A 17,283-nucleotide genomic window follows, 5' to 3' on the forward strand; every position below is an offset into this window, starting at 1 on the left:
CACTCCATTTTTACGTATCGATGTTCGCTCTATCGTTCGTACTGCAAGTAGTGATGCGCTCACCTATGAGTTAACCGCCAACGGTGCGAGACACTCGTTCAGAATCAAATATTTGATCATATAACATGCATCTTTGCTTGCGATTTTTAACTCATTTTTAACCCCATTCGTACTATTAACGACATGCAGCCACCATTTGAACATTCGGTGCTGCTTAATTCTTTATTTTGACCAAACCTAGCGAATCACACAAATCTTGACTATTCCCGTTAGCAACTTGATTGGTGTCCAGACTGCCAGCGTTCAGGTTTATGTCATCAAATAACAAGAGAGATAGTATGAAAAGAAAGTTCAACCTGCTTCTAATAGCCGTATCAAGCGTTTTGAGTGCCAACATTTGGGCATCAGAATTTGACGAGCCTGCTGGATCAGCCATTAATATTCTCAGTGCCTTACAAGATTCAAGTGCGGTGAATTACATCAATGCTGAAAATATCGTCAACGGAAACAGCACACCACCAACATTATCCCAAGTAAAAACTCAGGTGTTGGTGGAGAATAAACGCTATTTGATCGACTTTAGTAACATAGAACATGAGACTGAAAAAAACATTGCTCGAGCCAAACTCCGTAGAAGCTTGGGATTATTGACTCTCGGAGATATGGTAATCATTAGTGAGCACAAAGGTAAACTCCTGTTTAGTCAGTTAGAGAGCTCTGATGACACCAACCTTAAACGTCTTGAATACAAACCTAAATCACGCCGAGTAAAGAAAAGCATCTCCCCTCTTGCAGAGGTGGACAACAGCATACCTAGGGTCGCTTTCTATATCGAGGCGAAACGTACCATCAGTGATGCAGCATGCAATCCTACCTGGAATACTTACCAAGGCCCCGTTAAAAGTACAGGCATGTGTGACAATGCCCATATTTCTTTAATTTATCAGGTGACGCTGCAACGTTCATTGCCATTTGGAACCCAAGGAAGCGCAACGCCTGATGCCAAAATAGTGAGAATTGCAATTGACGATTCAACGACCGGTGCAGGTATTCAACTGAACCAAAACTTCGATAACATTCTGCTTCATACACGCGGTATACCATGGCCTGAAGGCGGCGACGAGCATGAGATGGTGACCACAGCTCTCGCGCAAAGCTATGACTTCAATTTCAATGCTTCAAATGAAAAAGCTCGTATCCTGCGTACCGTGCCTAAAAGCAATTTAAACAAGAACTACACTAACCGTGAGATTTCAACCTTTTCATTCGGTGTGGTCGCGGGAGGTGAGGCAAGTAGTGACGGCGCAAAAGGCAAACTTGAAGCTTCGGCAAACTGGACAGAATCAAAATGGCTATCCTTTGAAACTAATGACTATCGAGTCGATCGCCATTCAAATGGCCCTCAGCATGTAGGTTTCGAGTGGGCAAGGGAGCAATACCCAACCGCGGAATCAGTTATGGTCACCACAATTCATGGCTATACGGCAGGGATCACACTGCCTGTAGATGAAAGTCGTATTAACAAAATGGGGCACGCAAGCTTCCTACCAAAAATGGAAGCCATATACTCTGCAGCCCCTGATGCAACGGGCAACACCAAATTTAATATTGACTCCACTGTCGACATCACTGGATTTAGGTATATGACGAACGTGACGCCGTTCTTCGGAGTACGAACTTACTACGCTAAAGACGACGATCACCAAGTCAATAGCGTCAATAAGAACATTAATTTTGTAATTGATTGGGACCACCCTGTGTTCACTGGTGGCAGACCAGTGAATCTGCAACTTGGCGGATTCAAGAACAAATGTCTGGCTATCGATACTCAACAGCAGATATCCGCTAAAGAGTGTGATGAATACGATAACCAACAAGCTTTCATCTACAGTCAAGATGGTCATTACATTAGTTCATACAATACAAAATACTGCTTAGACAGTACTGATCTAACTCAAGCTCAATCATGCAACTTAAGCCTCACCCAAAAATGGAGTTGGGAAGAAAAGGCTAACCAAGATAACTTAAAAAGTGCTCACCTCGACCATTATCTGACACACGATAAACAGACTGAGAAACTAAGTATGACTGCCAGTACGCAATCGGAGGCTAGCCTTAGCACCAAGATGTACACACGATATGTCAATGTTTTTGATGCTTCTACGGTAGAAACCAACTCGTATAAGTAATCAGCCGCATACCTAAAGCGAGTCATTGAGCGGCAATAATAGACAGTTGAGTTTTTATTGCCGCATAATCAATATCTTAGCCTATCTTAAATTCGGTTTTCTTATACTGCTTAGCTAGCCACTCACCGAAACCATCAAGAATGCCAACAACCGACCGTTTTGCTATCACTCGTCCTGTGAGCAAAATTCCTAACCGTTCAATTTCAACCTGTTTATCAGGATAGTAGCGAAGAAAGTTCTGCCCGCATTCAATAGGGTCATCAAACCAATTTTTATCTTTGTACATCACTAGCGAATAGCTCGCACGCAGCAGCTTCTTGGCAATAATTATCTGTGCTTTTGACTGTTCCTCTGGCGTCGCAGAGCGTGCAATACGATTGCGGTACACTGCTACCCAATCTTCAACATCCATATTCCAATGCTTAGCGATTTCCCAGCTTGGCTCATAGTCACCAAAACACTCAGAAAGGTCTTCACCGTAAATACACACCGAGCAATGACGAAGCTGAAATCCCCAAGAAAAAATGCTGTCCAAGCTCGCCACCTCTTTCACAAGCGTATTCTTTAGCGACACATCTGTTAAGAATGGATAGGACTTCTGAAAACGCCATTTAATAGAGTTGAACAAGGTGGTTCTGACATCACTAAAGCTGTCATGCGTAACAACCAATACGTCTAAGTTAGAACGATTAGGCTTTGCCCTCTTACGAGCGACACTGCCGTACAGATAGACACTGTGTAGATTGTCACCCAACCCTCCCTTTAGAAAAGCGATAAGATCGTTAATGGCAGGCTGATACCTTTCCTGAAAAGGTTGCTTAGGGTCAATAACAGAAAGATGCATTTAGTTGATAACAATAATTTTTAGGCTTTCGATTCTTTAATGTTCGCCCACACGCAGACACGAATCAAGATATTCCTTCCCTTGAACACTATGTATATAATACGACAATTCCATCTCACACTAAGGAAACACTTTTATGCCAAGGGCAAGTGAGCTTAAAAAAGGTTTTGCTATCGAATCTAGTGGCAAAACACTTCTGATTAAAGATATCGAAGTCACCACTCCGGGTGGACGCGGCGGCGCAAAAATCTACAAACTTCGTTGTACTGATCTTGCGACAGGTGGACGTGTCGATGAGCGCTTTAAATCAGACGACGTAGTTGAAACGGTAGATATGTTTAAACGTGCTGTTGCTTTCTCTTACGTGGATGGTGACGAGTACATTTTCATGGATAACGAAGATTACACTCAATACACCTTCAAGAAAGAAGAAATTGAAGACGAACTACAGTTTGTTACAGAAGAAATTCAAGGCTTACATGTGATTGTCGTGGATGGCAATGCAGTAGGACTAGAGCTTCCAGCTTCTGTTGAGCTTGTAATCGAAGAAACTGATCCATCAATAAAAGGTGCTTCAGCTTCGGCGCGCACAAAACCTGCACGTTTCGCGACAGGCTTGACAGTTCAAGTTCCTGAGTACATTGCAACAGGTGACCGTATTGTTATCAATACCACTGAACGTAAATACATGAGCCGAGCGTAATTATGTCCGAACTGTTCTCCTATGATGACGCCATTGAAACGGCCTATGACATCTTTCTAGAGATGGCTCCAGATAATCTTGAAGCCGCAGACGTTATTATATTCACCGCTCAATTTGACGACCGTGGTGCTGCTGAGCTGGTTGAAACTGGCGATGATTGGGCTGGTCATGTAGGTTTTGAAGTTGACAAAGAAACCTACGCCGAAGTCCGCATTGGTCTAGTCAACGAAGAGAATGATGTCTTGGATGAAGTGTTCGCCCGCCTACTGGTAAGCCGAGATCCAGAACATAAGTTCTGCCACGTTCTGTGGAAGCGAGACTAAACAACAAAAAAAACCAAGCTTTTAACTTCGGTATTTTTTAGAAATAACTAGAAGACGAATTATAGACAAATTCGTCTTCTAGAATTCTATCGGTTTCAACTGACAAACGCGTGCTTGTTAGCCTTCTACCTTGGCATTTTCTACACGGGCTTTTAGTTTCTGCCCCGGGCGGAAGGTGACAACGCGACGAGCACTGATTGGAATGTCTTCACCCGTCTTTGGGTTTCGACCTGGACGTTCGTTTTTTTCTCGAAGATCAAAGTTACCAAATCCAGACAGTTTTACCTGTTCGCCACTCTCTAGTGCCTTACGAATTTCTTCGAAAAACGCCTCAACCGTTTCCTTGGCATCCCGTTTACTATATCCGAGCTTCTCAAACAGGTTTTCAGCCAAATCGGCCTTTGTGAGCGCCATAAAACTTTCCTCAAAGCTGTGTTAAACAATGCTGCCGAATTGGCAGCGCCAAAGCATTTTGCCCAGCCAATCAACAACATATCGGCTTTACTTGGGAAAGTGTATGCCAACCTTCTGATTTTCGCCAACTTTTTTATTAATTGAAGGCAAATTAATCATTAAAAACAAATAGATATATGACCTAAAACAAACATGCCGACTAAGCTGTTAGTTCAAAAAATCTTTATTTTTCAGATAATTAATTCATAAAAATCAGAACCATCAGTATTAGAGTCTGAATTTATTGGCAAAAAATTTTCTTACGCTTAACATGATAGCGAATTCAGTCTGTTAGATATGCTTTTGTGCATATGGATTCTTATCAAATAACACTGCAGCATAGCTTTATATGCTCACTGTAAAGAATAGAAGAATAATAAAACAACACTTTGGTTTTTAGTTTTCTCTAACTAGCTGAATGTAAAGTCATTAAAAACGTTCACAAATGAAATATTCACACCAGCATCTAATAGGAGTTTTTACAGTTCAATGCACCATTACTTGTACACACCGAGCAAGACACAATCAATTGACAAACATTTATATTAATAACGTGAACTGCGCATTTATTCTCCAAGCTAATAAATGTTTAGAATATGGAAGTTAGTATTTAAATATTGACAAAAAAATAAATAAATAATCTAAACTATTGTTGGCAATCAGAACATGAATATTATAGAAATGCTGTCTTCTTTTTTACAGGAAGACATGCTATCTAGAGCTCAATCTAAAGAGCTTTTACACAAAATTGCAGATACACCACAACATGCAGAAATACTCGGGGCACTCATTAGCAAAAGAAAGTTCCAAGTACTACAAGTACGTTCAGACTTGAAACTTAAAGATCTAAATACACTATTAGGAACTGATGAATACGCTTCCTTTACAAGGAAAAAACCAGTTACTGGAGATCTGACTGAGGAGCTAAAGTTTTTTTTAGAACAAGTTGCATTAAAACACTTTGAATCTTTACCGTTGCTATGGGCACAAGTAGAACGCCATAAATTGAGATCTAAACAATTGAGTGCTCTCACAGATACTCCTAAGTTAAGTTATAGTGACATTGAGTATTACAGTGACCTGATCGAAGAAATATCAGAAGATCCTCAAATCGTTTCTGTCCCATTTGATGACGGCCTCTATCGATTAAGTGATGCCATCTTGCTTTCAAATATCGAATTATTTGTCATCAAGCAAAAGTGGTACGAGCTCCTTTTTCTTATGGAACATTCTTCATCTGGTCAACATTTCGTTATGTTTCATAAGTCAGGTGAAAACAAGTATCCTTGCCTATGTTCATCAGCCATGATCACAGACTGGCAGCACAAACATCGTTGGCTTAGCTTTAATCCCTTTTTTCAGCATGAAAGATGGTCACTGCTTATCTCGAAAGAAGCAGTTGATAGCTTGAACAAAACGGGAGTTTTTAACGGGCTTTCTAACAATCTACCAACTCTAGAGCAGTTTGATTCAGATTGTATGGCAAAAGCTAACTCTTCATACAAGCGATGTGAGATACTTAGGTTAACTGTATGCGGTAATCAAATTCAGCAACTCTATCTTCTCTATTTGGCTCAGAAACAAATGGCAAAGCAATTGGCCCAATCTGACTATGGTTGTGCTTATACAATTATTAATAACCCGTGGCTGTTAAACTTTTACGCCCAGCTAGAAGGTAACGCATACGTTCACTGCGGTAGCTTCGGCATTAATCAAGGCGAGTGTCCAACCTATAGAGGCATGTGGCTTGTAAAAGAATTTAACCGTCAATATTCATATATCGACTTTAAGCGATATAAGTCTATGGCTAGGCAAAAAATCATGACTTTGGAAAAAAGCGATGCCTGATTTGCTTACAAATATCCAGATCCACCCAGCATTTCTGCTGCTTTTTGTTGTTGCTTCAATTGTTCTTACTTGGAGTATTTACTTTGCAAAAACCGCTAATCGCAGTAACAGCGTCCAGCTAAGAAAGATAAAATTACCTTATTTATGCTATTCCCTATCAATTTTAGGTTGGACTTTAAGCAACGCTTTTTTCTACTCTCCGTATTTAGTTAGCTGGGGGAGTAACGTTGCTATAGGGATGGCTTTGTTTGCAAATGTCACATCTTATCTTGCATTTGCTAATGCATACTTAGTGTGTTTAATGCTCGCGAAGAAAGAAGGCGAGGGATCTTGGAGAGAAATAGCCTTTTTATGTACTGTTTCTGCAATCGTACTCTTAGCTAATATCGGTAATCATTCCATGATACGTGGTATTACGATTGATAATGTGGGAATGTTTAACATTCATTTTGGTGAGGGAACCAATTATTTCTTCCTGACCGTTATGGTATTAATATTGCTGTCGTTTAAAAACGTAATTCGATACGCACGTAACGCAAAGCCACTCCAGCAGCTCAAATCGCTATATATGCTATTCGGTATAGGTGTTTTCATGCTATCCACGCTTGCGATTCATGTTGTCGTTCCAATGTTATTTGAGGACTTTTCTTTAGCATGGCTACCGCCAGCACTTTCCATCACGGAAATGTTATTAATGGGGTATGCACTGATTACATCTCGCTTCTATAGTAGCCGACATATAATACATCGACTGTCAGCAATTACCCTAGCTGTTACTGTGCTCTTGTTCCCTACACTATTTGTTATTCGTGTACTTGAAACAGAGAACATAGTTTTAGTTGGGTTACTGTTTATAACTATTACGGGAATCAGTTGGAAACCACTAATAGGTTCGTGTAGCCGATTAGCGAGCAGAATTGTGTTTAATGATGAATATTCACCACAAGATAAGCTCTATCAATTAGAAAATGAATTTCAGGTTTCGACCAATCAAGCGTTGAGAAAAGTGGCAGCAATTTTGGGGGTAAATGAAACTTCCTTACAGCTATTGTCAAACATTCAAGATGAAACACTTTATACGTCTCACTTGAAAGGAGCTGGAAGTGTTCTAATCTATGAAGAAATTGAAGAATCTTTGCCTGTCCCTAGTAAAAACGTCGCTCATTCTCTATCAAAACTATATAAGAAAATGAGTGCAGACAATGTTGCTATGGTTCTTCCTATATACGATCATACAAACAATATGTCGCATCTGTTAGTTGCACGTAAGAAAAGTGATGGCCGCTTATTCTTCAGTGAAGAGATCCAAGCCTTACAGTCTGTACTAAAAAAAGTACAGGGATACATCAATGCCGACAGAAAGGTAAGACAATCTCAAGCATTAGCAAATTCCATTGCTCACGAAATGAGAAATCCACTTGCTCAAGTTCAGTTTCAGTTTGAAAACCTTGCACTCAAATTAGGTAATGGTACCTCGCGTGATGAACTTAATAGGCATGTATTGGATGGTAAAAATGCGATTGAGCGGGGAAAACAACTTATAGATATTATATTAAGAGAAGTAAGTGATTCTTCTTTGGAACAGGAGCCTGCGATATCGACTTCAATACAACCTGTTATACGTACAGCAGTAGAGCGATATGGCTTTGAAGATGATAAGATTAAGAAACGCGTTATTCTCAATATCGACCAAGATTTTGTAGTGAAAATAAATGACACCTTGTTTAACTTCGTTTTGTTTAACTTAATGCGTAATGCCATTTACTATTTTGACTCTTACCCAGACAGTACTATTGAAGTACGAACCATTGCGGGTAAATATGAAAATTATGTTATTGTCAGAGATACAGGCCCCGGCATTCCAGAACATTTAACCAAACGTATATTTGATGACTTCTTTAGCCACAACAAGAGTGGTGGTAGTGGGCTAGGATTAGGATATTGCCAGCGTGTTATGAGAGCGTTTGGAGGTTCGATACGCTGCTACTCTCAGCTAGGCTATTATACCGAGTTCCATCTATCGTTCCCATCAATATCGATTGCGCCACCAGTAAAGTCCGTTCAAGGCTGTTCTCCTTATTTACACGAAGAACTGGTAGAGGATAAAAATAGTTTTATAAGTAGCTTAACTCACAGTATTGATAAATCTGATAATCACTTAATCCTAGTTGTTGATGATAAAGAGATTCAACGCTCGCTTGTTAAGCTATATCTAGAACAACTAGGTTATGATGTTGTTTTGGCAAACAATGGAAAAGTGGCAATAGAAATAATCCATAGTAACCCAATTGACCTTGTTTTTATGGATATACAGATGCCTGTTATGAATGGTTTTGAAGCAGCAAGCATAATAAAACGTTCCTATCCAACCATACCAATAATTGCTCTGTCTGGTGAATCAGGAGAGCGTGAACTTAATCTGATAAGTGAATTGATGGATGGACGACTTTCTAAACCTACCACTAAGCAGGCTTTAAACCAAATGCTTACTTCTTCTTTACCTGTAACTACGCATTAAGAAAGACGCCCATTAAGCGAGAGCGGTAGCAAGAGCTAGTTTTTTACCGCTCTAAGTTTAAATCGGCTCATTAATCAAATTTAAAGTTATGATGCAGTATTGAATCAATCTAAAACAACAAGGAATAAAATTAGTAAATACTTTTCGATTAAAAATGGGACTAGATCTGAACACGAATAAAAACAGGTTGCAAAAATATTTTTATCGGGTAAACAATATTGCTTCAATTTTCAAACCCAAAGTAACAGCTTATGTAAATATCAATTCAATCAATAAAAAGACTTTAGAGAAAAGAAGATAATTATAAATTTATAACACACAATACCCAAAAAGATATCGCGACCAGACATAATTCATCGAACTATATATGGCTTAATAAATAAAAGGTTTGAATGGAACACTATAAATAGCGAACTAGGGTGATTATAAAATACGATATTTAATTTAATAAAACGACGTCAGAAATTGGTAAAATCGGAACATTATGTTCAGCTATATGTTAGATCAGGTTTCATACCCTAAAGCTATGGTACTGATTGGCGCAGCGCTGTCTTTATTGATATGGGCTGTATACTTTTGCTCAGCGATAATCAAACGCTATGGAAAAGATGGTATGCGGCTTTATTACTATTACATTCTTTACATGGCGGGGTTATTTGTATGGATTATCAGTAACAGTTATTTTCATACAGATCTTCTTAAAGCATTTGGTAATAGTGCTGCAGTAAACGTGGCAATCATCGCTAACTTAGCCACCCTCGTTGCATTTGTTTCTGCGTATTTATTTTCGGCAAAACTACATAACTTTTACGCTCAAAAATCTATTGGACATTGGCAAAGTGCTGTTGTTGTAATCACAATAATATTCGCCGTATCATGCAATTTGATACCCGGATTAACTGTGCGTGGAATAAGCATTATAGGCCCAAGCGACTTTGAGCTAGATTTCGGCCCATACACTAAACCATTTTTTTTGGGGCTTGCTATTTTAGTCACACTCACGCTAGTGAACTTAATATCTTTAAAGAACAATCCCAATCTAATTCGAAGAACTCGTGTAATTTACATGATTTGGGGAATGACAATATTCATGCTTTCAACCGTGATTATACAGCTCGGATTCACTTTGTTCTTTGACGATTTCTCACTAACTTGGCTACCTCCAACATTATCTGTCCGAGAAGTTCTGTTCATGGGCTACGCAATACTAACCTCTAGATTTTATAGCCCTAGATACATTAGCTACATTATGACAAGTTTTACGATAACCGCATTTGCCTATGCGGGCTTTATCTCCTCATTCTATTCATTTGAAAACACAAGTATCTCGGAACTTGCATTAGTTGCTCTAATAATCGGAGTATCTTGGCCAAAGGTTTATAAAACGATTCAACTAACAAGCTGTAAATTGTTCTATGGTGAATCACTATCTCCAGTAGCCAAAATAGCTCTCCTCGAAGAGGACTTTCACAAATCACCAACCCAAGCCATGGTAAAACTCGCTAAATATCTCGGAGTTCCTAAAGGGAAACTCCGTCTCTTAGACAACTATCAAGGTGCGAACGTCTATCAGCATTACTTCGAGAAACAAAGCACTCCGTTGGTGATAGATGAAGTTGAGGAAAGAATTGCACAAACCAGCGATACTACACTCAATCTCGTACATCGCAATATGAAAGAGACTCAATCAGCTCTTGTCTTACCAATTTACGATAATAATAAAGATCTGTCCCATGTTCTCGTTTCGAGCTCGAAATCCGAAGGAGCTTATTTTTCCTATGAAGAACTATCAGCGCTGGAGCGTGTGCTTCAAAAAGTTCAACTTCATATCACGTACGAACAAAAAGTACGCCAATCACAGGCATTAGCGAACTCTATAGCTCATGAAATGCGTAACCCTCTAACCCAAGTTCAGTTGGAGTTCGAAAATCTCGCGCAAAAAATAGATGGAAGGCAATCCTATCAAGATCTCGCGCCCCATGTTGGTAGTGGTAAACAAGCGATAGCTAGAGGCAAACAACTCATCGATATTATTTTAAGGGAAATTGACAACACATCTCTCGATCAAGAACCAGCGACTGCTTGTTCCATTACTTCAGCTGTGACCTCAGCGGTTAATCAATACGGGTTTGACGATGATTCGCTAAGAAGCAGGGTAATGCTCGAGACAAGAGACGATTTCATCGTAGAGATTAACAACACTCTGTTCAACTTTGTCATGTTTAACCTACTACGCAACGCTGTTTATTATTTTGAATCTTACCCAGAGAGCATTATCACTATTCGCACTGAAAAAGGGCAAAATAGAAACACTGTAATGTTTACAGATACAGGTCCAGGAATTCCTCAAACCTATCTAGCACGTATATTCGACGATTTTTTCAGCCACAATAAGAGTGGCGGCAGTGGTCTAGGGTTGGGATACTGTAAGAGAGTAATGAAAGCCTTTGGCGGCTCTATTCGATGCGACTCGAAAATTGGTGAATATACAACGTTCTATCTGAATTTTCCTGTTACTTCAGATAAAGTGGAAGATTGTCAAATCAATGAATCGGTTGTGACCTCAGGCAATGTAGGTACTTTGCCAACACTCCCCCCTACTTCAGAATTAACACCAACAACTAACCCAGATAAACCTCTAATCCTTGTCGTAGACGACAAACGAGTTCAGCTTTCACTCGCTAAGCTTTACCTTGAACAGCTGGGTTACAACGTCCTACTGGCAAATAACGGAAAAATCGCAGTTGAGATGGTTCAGAATAACCCAATTGATCTCGTCTTTATGGATATACAAATGCCGGTAATGGATGGATTTGAGGCAGCTACTCTAATCAAGCGTTCACACCCATCTCTCCCAATCATTGCTCTATCAGGTGAATCGGGAGAAAAAGAACTAAGAAGAATCAGCAAACTTATGGATGGGCGTTTATCCAAACCGACATCAAAACAAGCGCTCAATCAGATACTGATATCGGCTTTGCCTGCCACGATGCCATAACATTTTCGTAGTTTCAAAACGACTCGCAATTTGCGTATCGCTCAGTCGTGAATAAATAAAACGGTTATCTTTCTTTATGACGTTATACTTGTGTTTGAAATTTGACACCGAGATTTGATTCACTAACTGTTTAATATACATGACGAAAGTTGGCTACAACCTCATTCAAGTTGGTTATGGCATTCATTATGCTTCTAGAGAACTATGAATGAAAAAGTGGCGATGTTTTGTCTTCGCTACTTTCTCAGCCTGAGAATGTTGTCAGGCTGGCATAGATAAGAGAGGCAGCTTATGGAAATTCATCGTCATACTTATTATCGCCTTATCCATCATGGCATTAAGAGCTTATTAGTCGATCGCATAGGTCATTTTACCGAACACGAGTACCATGATTATCTCAATTACATGACCGGCAAATCCAGCTGTTTTGCCATGACTAATGAAGAACTCGAAGTTGCCGTCACCAACCTGAAAAACGAAGGCTACTTAGAAGACATCAAACCCTTGATTCGACGCCTCGAAATGCACTCTTAGCCTACAGTTCAAGGCCAGCAATATATTGCTGGCCTTGAACTGTTAAAGCGAGTACTGCTTAAGCCTTTGTGAATTGTTCAGATTTGGTTACACTGAAGGCAACTTCGCAATCTACAAGCTTTACAATGAAACAACTGATTGATTTTATTCCACTGATTATCTTTTTTGTCCTGTATAAAATGCACGACATCTACGTGGCTACAGGCGCTCTCATCGTAGCGACAACAATTCAAATAATCGTTACCTACGCCCTCTACAAAAAAGTTGAAAAAATGCAGCTTGTCACCTTCTTGATGGTGGCTTTTTTTGGTGGTCTAACCATATTCCTACACGATGACAATTTCATTAAGTGGAAAGTTACCATCGTATATATGGTCTTCGCAATCGGCCTTGCCGTCAGCCACGCCATTGGCAAATCCGCCATAAAAGGCATGCTTGGCAAAGAGATTAGCCTACCCGATCCAGTATGGGCGAAGGTCACTTGGGCGTGGGTTGTATTCTTTTCTATCTGTGCAGGACTCAATGTGTACGTGGCTTTTGAGCTACCACTTGATGTGTGGGTCAATTTCAAAGTCTTTGGTCTACTTGCAGCAACATTTGGTTTTACCTTGCTGACCGGTATCTACATCTACAAACATCTGCCAAAAGACAAGCCCGAAGCCGACTCTGGTGACTAACCAAGCATTTTTGATATAATCCACACTAATTTTTCCCCATTGGGGTATTACAGCGGCCGGATTGGCCGCTGTTTAGTTTTATGGACGTCAAAATGAGTAATGAAATCACTTCCCCTCGTGGACAAATGCTTTTACGCACCCTTGCCATGCCTGCAGACACCAATGCAAATGGTGATATATTTGGTGGCTGGATCATGTCACAGCTCGATTTAGCAGGTGGCATTCTGGCAAAAGAAATATCGGGTGGACGGATTGTCACTGTGTCTGTTTCAAGTATTACGTTCAAAAAGCCAGTTAAGGTTGGCGATGTTGTCTGCTGCTACGGTGAATGTACCAAGATTGGCCGCACATCGATGAGTATTGATCTTGAAGTTTGGGTAAAACCTGTCAAAGAGCATGGGATAGAAGATCGCTTCATGGTGTGTGATGCGACGTTCAACTATGTAGCCATCGACACTGAGGGGAAACCTCGCCCAATCAAACAAAACTAATCTCACACTTTGCTGTCAGAAAGTCTTTAAAAAGCTATTACATTCTGTAGAGTTAGGCTAATCACACAATAAGCGGCTTCGCTGTCGCTTATTCATTATAAGGACATCAATACATGTGGTATGTAATTTTCTCTCAAGACGTTGAAAACTCACTAGAAAAGCGTTTAAGTGCGCGCCCTGCTCATCTAGAGCGCCTTCAAACACTTCAAAACGAAGGCCGACTGCTTACCGCAGGCCCAATGCCAGCTATTGATTCGGACAATCCTGGCGAAGCGGGTTTTACAGGATCTACCGTTATTGCTGAGTTTGATTCTCTTGAACAAGCTCAAAACTGGGCTGATGCGGATCCGTATATCGAAGCAGGTGTCTACGAGAAAGTGATCGTCAAACCTTTCAAGAAAGTATTTTAAGATGAGAATGAAGATTGCCTTAGGTGTCCTTTCTGCCGTTCTTTTGGCAGGGTGTGCGTCACCAGAAGGAGACAAGCAAAGAGAACTGGAGCTGCTCGCAAGCAACCGAGCCAGCCTGCTGGCTTCTGAACTGCCAATGGAAGCTGGCCCGCTTTCTATCATGAGAGCCACTGCGAAAGGCACCATGATAGAAATCATGATGGTATACAATCAAGATGCCAGAGGCGCTAAACCCATCCAGCAAGTGCTTCGCCACAGCATCAACAGTTACTGTACGAATCCCGATACCAAAAACAATTTGGATGTCGGGTTGAGCTATCGATTGAAGATGCGTAACAGCCGCGGTCAATTAATGGTTGACGAAATAGTGACTCAACAAACCTGCCAAGCTAAACCGTAACCTTCCCTTCAGCAGGGTAACGACTCCTTAGACCTCGCAATGCGGGGTCTAATTCATTGAAACATCTGCTCACGTAATCTAGCCCATCAACTTGATAACACTCTAGTTGCATAATGGACATAGCACGAATAAATGAAGTTTTTATGACACCGATATTGAATCATAAGATGGATAAAAACCGCTAAGTGCCTATCGATTATCAAAATAATTCACCTAAAGCCGGCCATTTATCCAACAAATAAAAGATATATAATCTTTAAAACTGTGATCTTGCATTGACGCTTATCCAATCGCCTTCTAACTTTTCATATTAGTGTCATAACCAAGGAGGATCACCCAATGAAGCGCGCAAGCAATTCCTACCGTCTGCAATTAATAAAAGAAGTTGCCACCCGGCAAGAGCGGCTGAGCTGCGGTGATCCCATGGCCAACTATATCCAACAACTATTAGACTCCAAATCTGAGTCAGAGCCGAATGCAGAAAAGAATTATCGCTTTAGCGGCAATCATTTTGATGATCATGTTGGGGGGTGGGTAAGTGACAAGTGGGGATTAAAGTAACCCGTAGGATTAGGACTATAAGCGAGAGGGAACACTTCTCGCTTTTCTGTTTATTGAGCATGTTAAAAGAGATCTTGCTGAGGATTTTTCGGATCGGATTCCACTTGCTGCTCTATTCTAGAGCCTAGCATTTTTCGGCGATAACGCTGCCGACAAAGTTTAATAATGTGCAATTGCTCGGCAGGGGTAAAAGTCAGCCAATTAAAGCGTTCTTCACGCTTACGCATACAGCCCTTACAGTAGCCTTTTTCATCTACTGTGCATACACCTACACATGGGCTCGGGACGACAAAAAATTCTAGCTGCTCCATCTGTGCCTCTTCATAGTTTTCTCAGCTACGCGTTAAGCACCCATCACTACTTTATTGCATCTATAATTAAATAAAATTCAATAACTTTCATTATGTGACTGTAAACAAACTATGACCTTAACCTGACAAAAACAGTGTTTTATAACCTATACTTTGTGCCATTAAAGTCGACAAAGTGTCGATTAACGTTTCTATATTTCGGAGTTCATTACTATGAAGTTTAGTCCAAAAACATTACTTGCAGCTGTCACCCTACCGTTTGTAATGACGGCTTGCGCGAGCAATGGAGGCGATGTGAAGCAAATAACAGTTAAAGATCTTCAGCATCATAACTGGGAACTGGTTAGTATTGATGGAAAAGAAGTAAAAGCGGGAGGTCACCAAAAACGACCACGCCTTGAATTGGGCGAGAACATGATGGCCAACGGTAACGCAGGTTGTAACAACTTCTTCGGTCAGGCTGAGCTCAAAGATAATCAGTTCCGTATTGAGAAAATGGGCATGACGATGAAGATGTGTATGGGTGACGCGATGGATTTAGAGCAGTCATTCTCGAAAACACTCGCTGAATGGAGCGACATGTCCCTGACCAACGAAGGTATGGTACTAAAAAATGACCTTCATACTCTGACTTTCAAGCTAAGTGATTGGAAAAACTAATCACCCACAACTAGAAACCAAAGCAGTCAATTATGACTGCTTTTTTGTTGCCCGTAGAAAAAGAGAACAAATCTCATACAACCCGCATACAATTCCTTCAAATACATAAAAAAATTAAATTTTTTCAGTCATAATGAATGAAAAACATGGATAGCACGGTCTATCACAAAACTTATAGATTCATTCAAAGGGTAAGGACAACCATGAAAAGGCTGATCACTCTCATCTCCACTTTACTTCTGTCTGTTGGAGTAACAGCACAAGACAATTGGCAGCAAGTAACAGAGAAAGCAAAAGGACAAACCGTATACTTCCATGCTTGGGGTGGCAGCCAAGAAATCAACAACTATCTGCGCTGGGCAGATAAACAGTTGCAATCACAATATGGCGTGACACTAAAACATGTCAAAGTTACTGATATCGCCGAAACCACAACACGCTTGATTGCAGAGAAAGCGGCTGGAAAGAACACTGGCGGCAGTGTCGATATGGTTTGGATCAATGGTGAGAACTTCAAATCAATGAAGAACAACCAATTGCTTTTCGGTCCTTTCGTCGAACGTTTACCGAGTTGGCAACAAGTCGATAAGTCCTTACCCGTTGGTAGTGATTTCTCAGAGCCTACCGAAGGATTAGAAGCACCTTGGGGGGTAGGTCAGTTGGTATTCATTCACGATAAAATGACGCTCAACAATCCCCCAGCGTCGTATACAGAAATGCTCAGTTATGCCAAAGCATTTCCGAACAAATTAAGCTACCCTCGCCCACCGGCATTCCACGGCACCAGCTTTCTTAAAGCCGTATTAATTGAACTGACCGCTAATGATCCGTCTTTAGCCAAACCCGTTGAACAGGTGGATTTCAATGCCGTCACTGCACCTTTGTGGAAATACCTAGACGAATTTCACAAAGTCGCATGGCGCCAAGGCAAACAATTCCCGGCGAGCTCTGCTGAAACAGTGCAATTGCTTGACGATGGGCAATTGGATTTAGCCATCACATTTAATCCAAACTCCGTTTATTCAGCACAAGCGAACGGTAATCTGGCTGAAAGTACCACTGTTTACGCAATGGATGGTGGCGCTTTGTCGAACATTCATTTCCTTGCGATTCCATGGAATGCGAACGCGACAGAAGGTGCATTAGTCGCCATTAACTTCCTTTTGAGCCCTGAAGCACAATCACGTAAAGGCGATTTGTCTATCTGGGGCGACCCATCTGTACTTGAAAATCAATACCTGACAGGAAGTGCAAAAAAAACGACCTTGTTTAAATCCGTTGCCGAACCACATCCTAGCTGGCAGGCTGCTCTGGAAACAGAATGGCAAAAACGCTACGGTAATTAAGAACAATCATTAGGTTA

17 protein-coding genes are annotated in these 17,283 nt (G+C 40.7%); 14 read left to right on the forward strand and 3 right to left on the reverse strand.

Annotated features, from left to right (window positions below; translation table 11 throughout):
- Positions 1-338 precede the first annotated feature (338 nt).
- Complete coding sequence (locus IX95_RS19085; RefSeq protein ID WP_038163163.1) at positions 339-2,189, forward strand: leukocidin family pore-forming toxin; 1,851 nt, start codon at positions 339-341, stop codon at positions 2,187-2,189.
- 76 nt (positions 2,190-2,265) lie between these two features.
- Here the strand turns inward: IX95_RS19085 and IX95_RS19090 are convergent, their stop codons facing one another.
- The gene (locus tag IX95_RS19090) at positions 2,266-3,033 is read right to left on the reverse strand and encodes a nucleotidyltransferase domain-containing protein (protein WP_038163165.1); all 768 of its coding nucleotides are present in this window, start codon (positions 3,031-3,033) and stop codon (positions 2,266-2,268) included.
- 136 nt (positions 3,034-3,169) lie between these two features.
- Here IX95_RS19090 and yeiP point away from each other — a divergent pair, with 136 nt between their 5' ends.
- Together yeiP and IX95_RS19100 are read left to right on the forward strand one after the other, a co-directional pair.
- A complete protein-coding gene (yeiP, locus tag IX95_RS19095) occupies positions 3,170-3,736 on the forward strand; it encodes an elongation factor P-like protein YeiP (RefSeq protein WP_006962727.1) in 567 nt (188 codons plus the stop codon).
- Between the two features lie 2 nt (positions 3,737-3,738).
- Positions 3,739-4,059: an HI1450 family dsDNA-mimic protein gene (locus IX95_RS19100; protein ID WP_038163167.1), complete on the forward strand. Its 321-nt coding sequence runs from the start codon at positions 3,739-3,741 to the stop codon at positions 4,057-4,059.
- 117 nt (positions 4,060-4,176) lie between these two features.
- Here the strand turns inward: IX95_RS19100 and ihfA are convergent, their stop codons facing one another.
- Positions 4,177-4,473, reverse strand: a complete 297-nt coding sequence (gene ihfA, locus IX95_RS19105) for an integration host factor subunit alpha (RefSeq protein WP_006962729.1) — start codon at positions 4,471-4,473, stop codon at positions 4,177-4,179.
- A 705-nt stretch (positions 4,474-5,178) separates the two neighbouring features.
- On the opposite strand from ihfA, the gene IX95_RS19110 reads away from it, so the two are divergent.
- The 9 genes from IX95_RS19110 to IX95_RS19150 all read left to right on the forward strand — a co-directional run bounded on the left by IX95_RS19110 (position 5,179) and on the right by IX95_RS19150 (position 14,949).
- Positions 5,179-6,360, forward strand: coding sequence for an acyl-homoserine-lactone synthase (locus tag IX95_RS19110; protein ID WP_038163170.1), 1,182 nt, complete (start codon positions 5,179-5,181; stop codon positions 6,358-6,360).
- Positions 6,353-8,878, forward strand: a complete 2,526-nt coding sequence (locus IX95_RS19115; RefSeq protein ID WP_038163173.1) for a hybrid sensor histidine kinase/response regulator — start codon at positions 6,353-6,355, stop codon at positions 8,876-8,878. Before IX95_RS19110 ends, IX95_RS19115 begins: the two co-directional genes overlap by 8 nt.
- A 484-nt stretch (positions 8,879-9,362) precedes the next feature.
- Positions 9,363-11,876 (forward strand): response regulator, encoded by a 2,514-nt coding sequence (locus IX95_RS19120; protein WP_038163175.1) that lies wholly within the window; start codon positions 9,363-9,365, stop codon positions 11,874-11,876.
- Between the two features lie 291 nt (positions 11,877-12,167).
- Positions 12,168-12,410, forward strand: coding sequence for a hypothetical protein (locus tag IX95_RS19125; protein WP_006962734.1), 243 nt, complete (start codon positions 12,168-12,170; stop codon positions 12,408-12,410).
- 125 nt (positions 12,411-12,535) lie between these two features.
- Positions 12,536-13,087: a septation protein A gene (locus tag IX95_RS19130; protein WP_038163178.1), complete on the forward strand. Its 552-nt coding sequence runs from the start codon at positions 12,536-12,538 to the stop codon at positions 13,085-13,087.
- Positions 13,088-13,179: 92 nt separating this feature from the next.
- Positions 13,180-13,578 carry an acyl-CoA thioester hydrolase YciA gene (yciA, locus tag IX95_RS19135; protein WP_006962736.1) on the forward strand — a complete coding sequence of 133 codons (399 nt, stop codon included), beginning with the start codon at positions 13,180-13,182 and terminating at the stop codon, positions 13,576-13,578.
- Between the two features lie 113 nt (positions 13,579-13,691).
- Positions 13,692-13,988 (forward strand): YciI family protein, encoded by a 297-nt coding sequence (locus tag IX95_RS19140; protein ID WP_006962737.1) that lies wholly within the window; start codon positions 13,692-13,694, stop codon positions 13,986-13,988.
- Between the two features lie 7 nt (positions 13,989-13,995).
- Positions 13,996-14,388 (forward strand): GspS/AspS pilotin family protein, encoded by a 393-nt coding sequence (locus tag IX95_RS19145; RefSeq protein WP_006962738.1) that lies wholly within the window; start codon positions 13,996-13,998, stop codon positions 14,386-14,388.
- A gap of 339 nt (positions 14,389-14,727) precedes the next feature.
- Positions 14,728-14,949: a hypothetical protein gene (locus IX95_RS19150; RefSeq protein ID WP_038163181.1), complete on the forward strand. Its 222-nt coding sequence runs from the start codon at positions 14,728-14,730 to the stop codon at positions 14,947-14,949.
- Positions 14,950-15,011: 62 nt separating this feature from the next.
- Here IX95_RS19150 and IX95_RS19155 read toward each other — a convergent pair whose 3' ends face one another.
- Positions 15,012-15,260 (reverse strand): DUF1289 domain-containing protein, encoded by a 249-nt coding sequence (locus IX95_RS19155; RefSeq protein WP_038163183.1) that lies wholly within the window; start codon positions 15,258-15,260, stop codon positions 15,012-15,014.
- 213 nt (positions 15,261-15,473) lie between these two features.
- Here IX95_RS19155 and IX95_RS19160 point away from each other — a divergent pair, with 213 nt between their 5' ends.
- Together IX95_RS19160 and IX95_RS19165 are read left to right on the forward strand one after the other, a co-directional pair.
- A complete protein-coding gene (locus IX95_RS19160) occupies positions 15,474-15,920 on the forward strand; it encodes an META domain-containing protein (protein WP_038163185.1) in 447 nt (148 codons plus the stop codon).
- Positions 15,921-16,123: 203 nt separating this feature from the next.
- Complete coding sequence (locus IX95_RS19165) at positions 16,124-17,266, forward strand: ABC transporter substrate-binding protein (RefSeq protein ID WP_038163187.1); 1,143 nt, start codon at positions 16,124-16,126, stop codon at positions 17,264-17,266.
- Positions 17,267-17,283: the final 17 nt, after the last annotated feature.

The organism is Vibrio sp. B183 (assembly GCF_000740665.1).
GTDB lineage: Bacteria > Pseudomonadota > Gammaproteobacteria > Enterobacterales > Vibrionaceae > Vibrio > Vibrio coralliilyticus.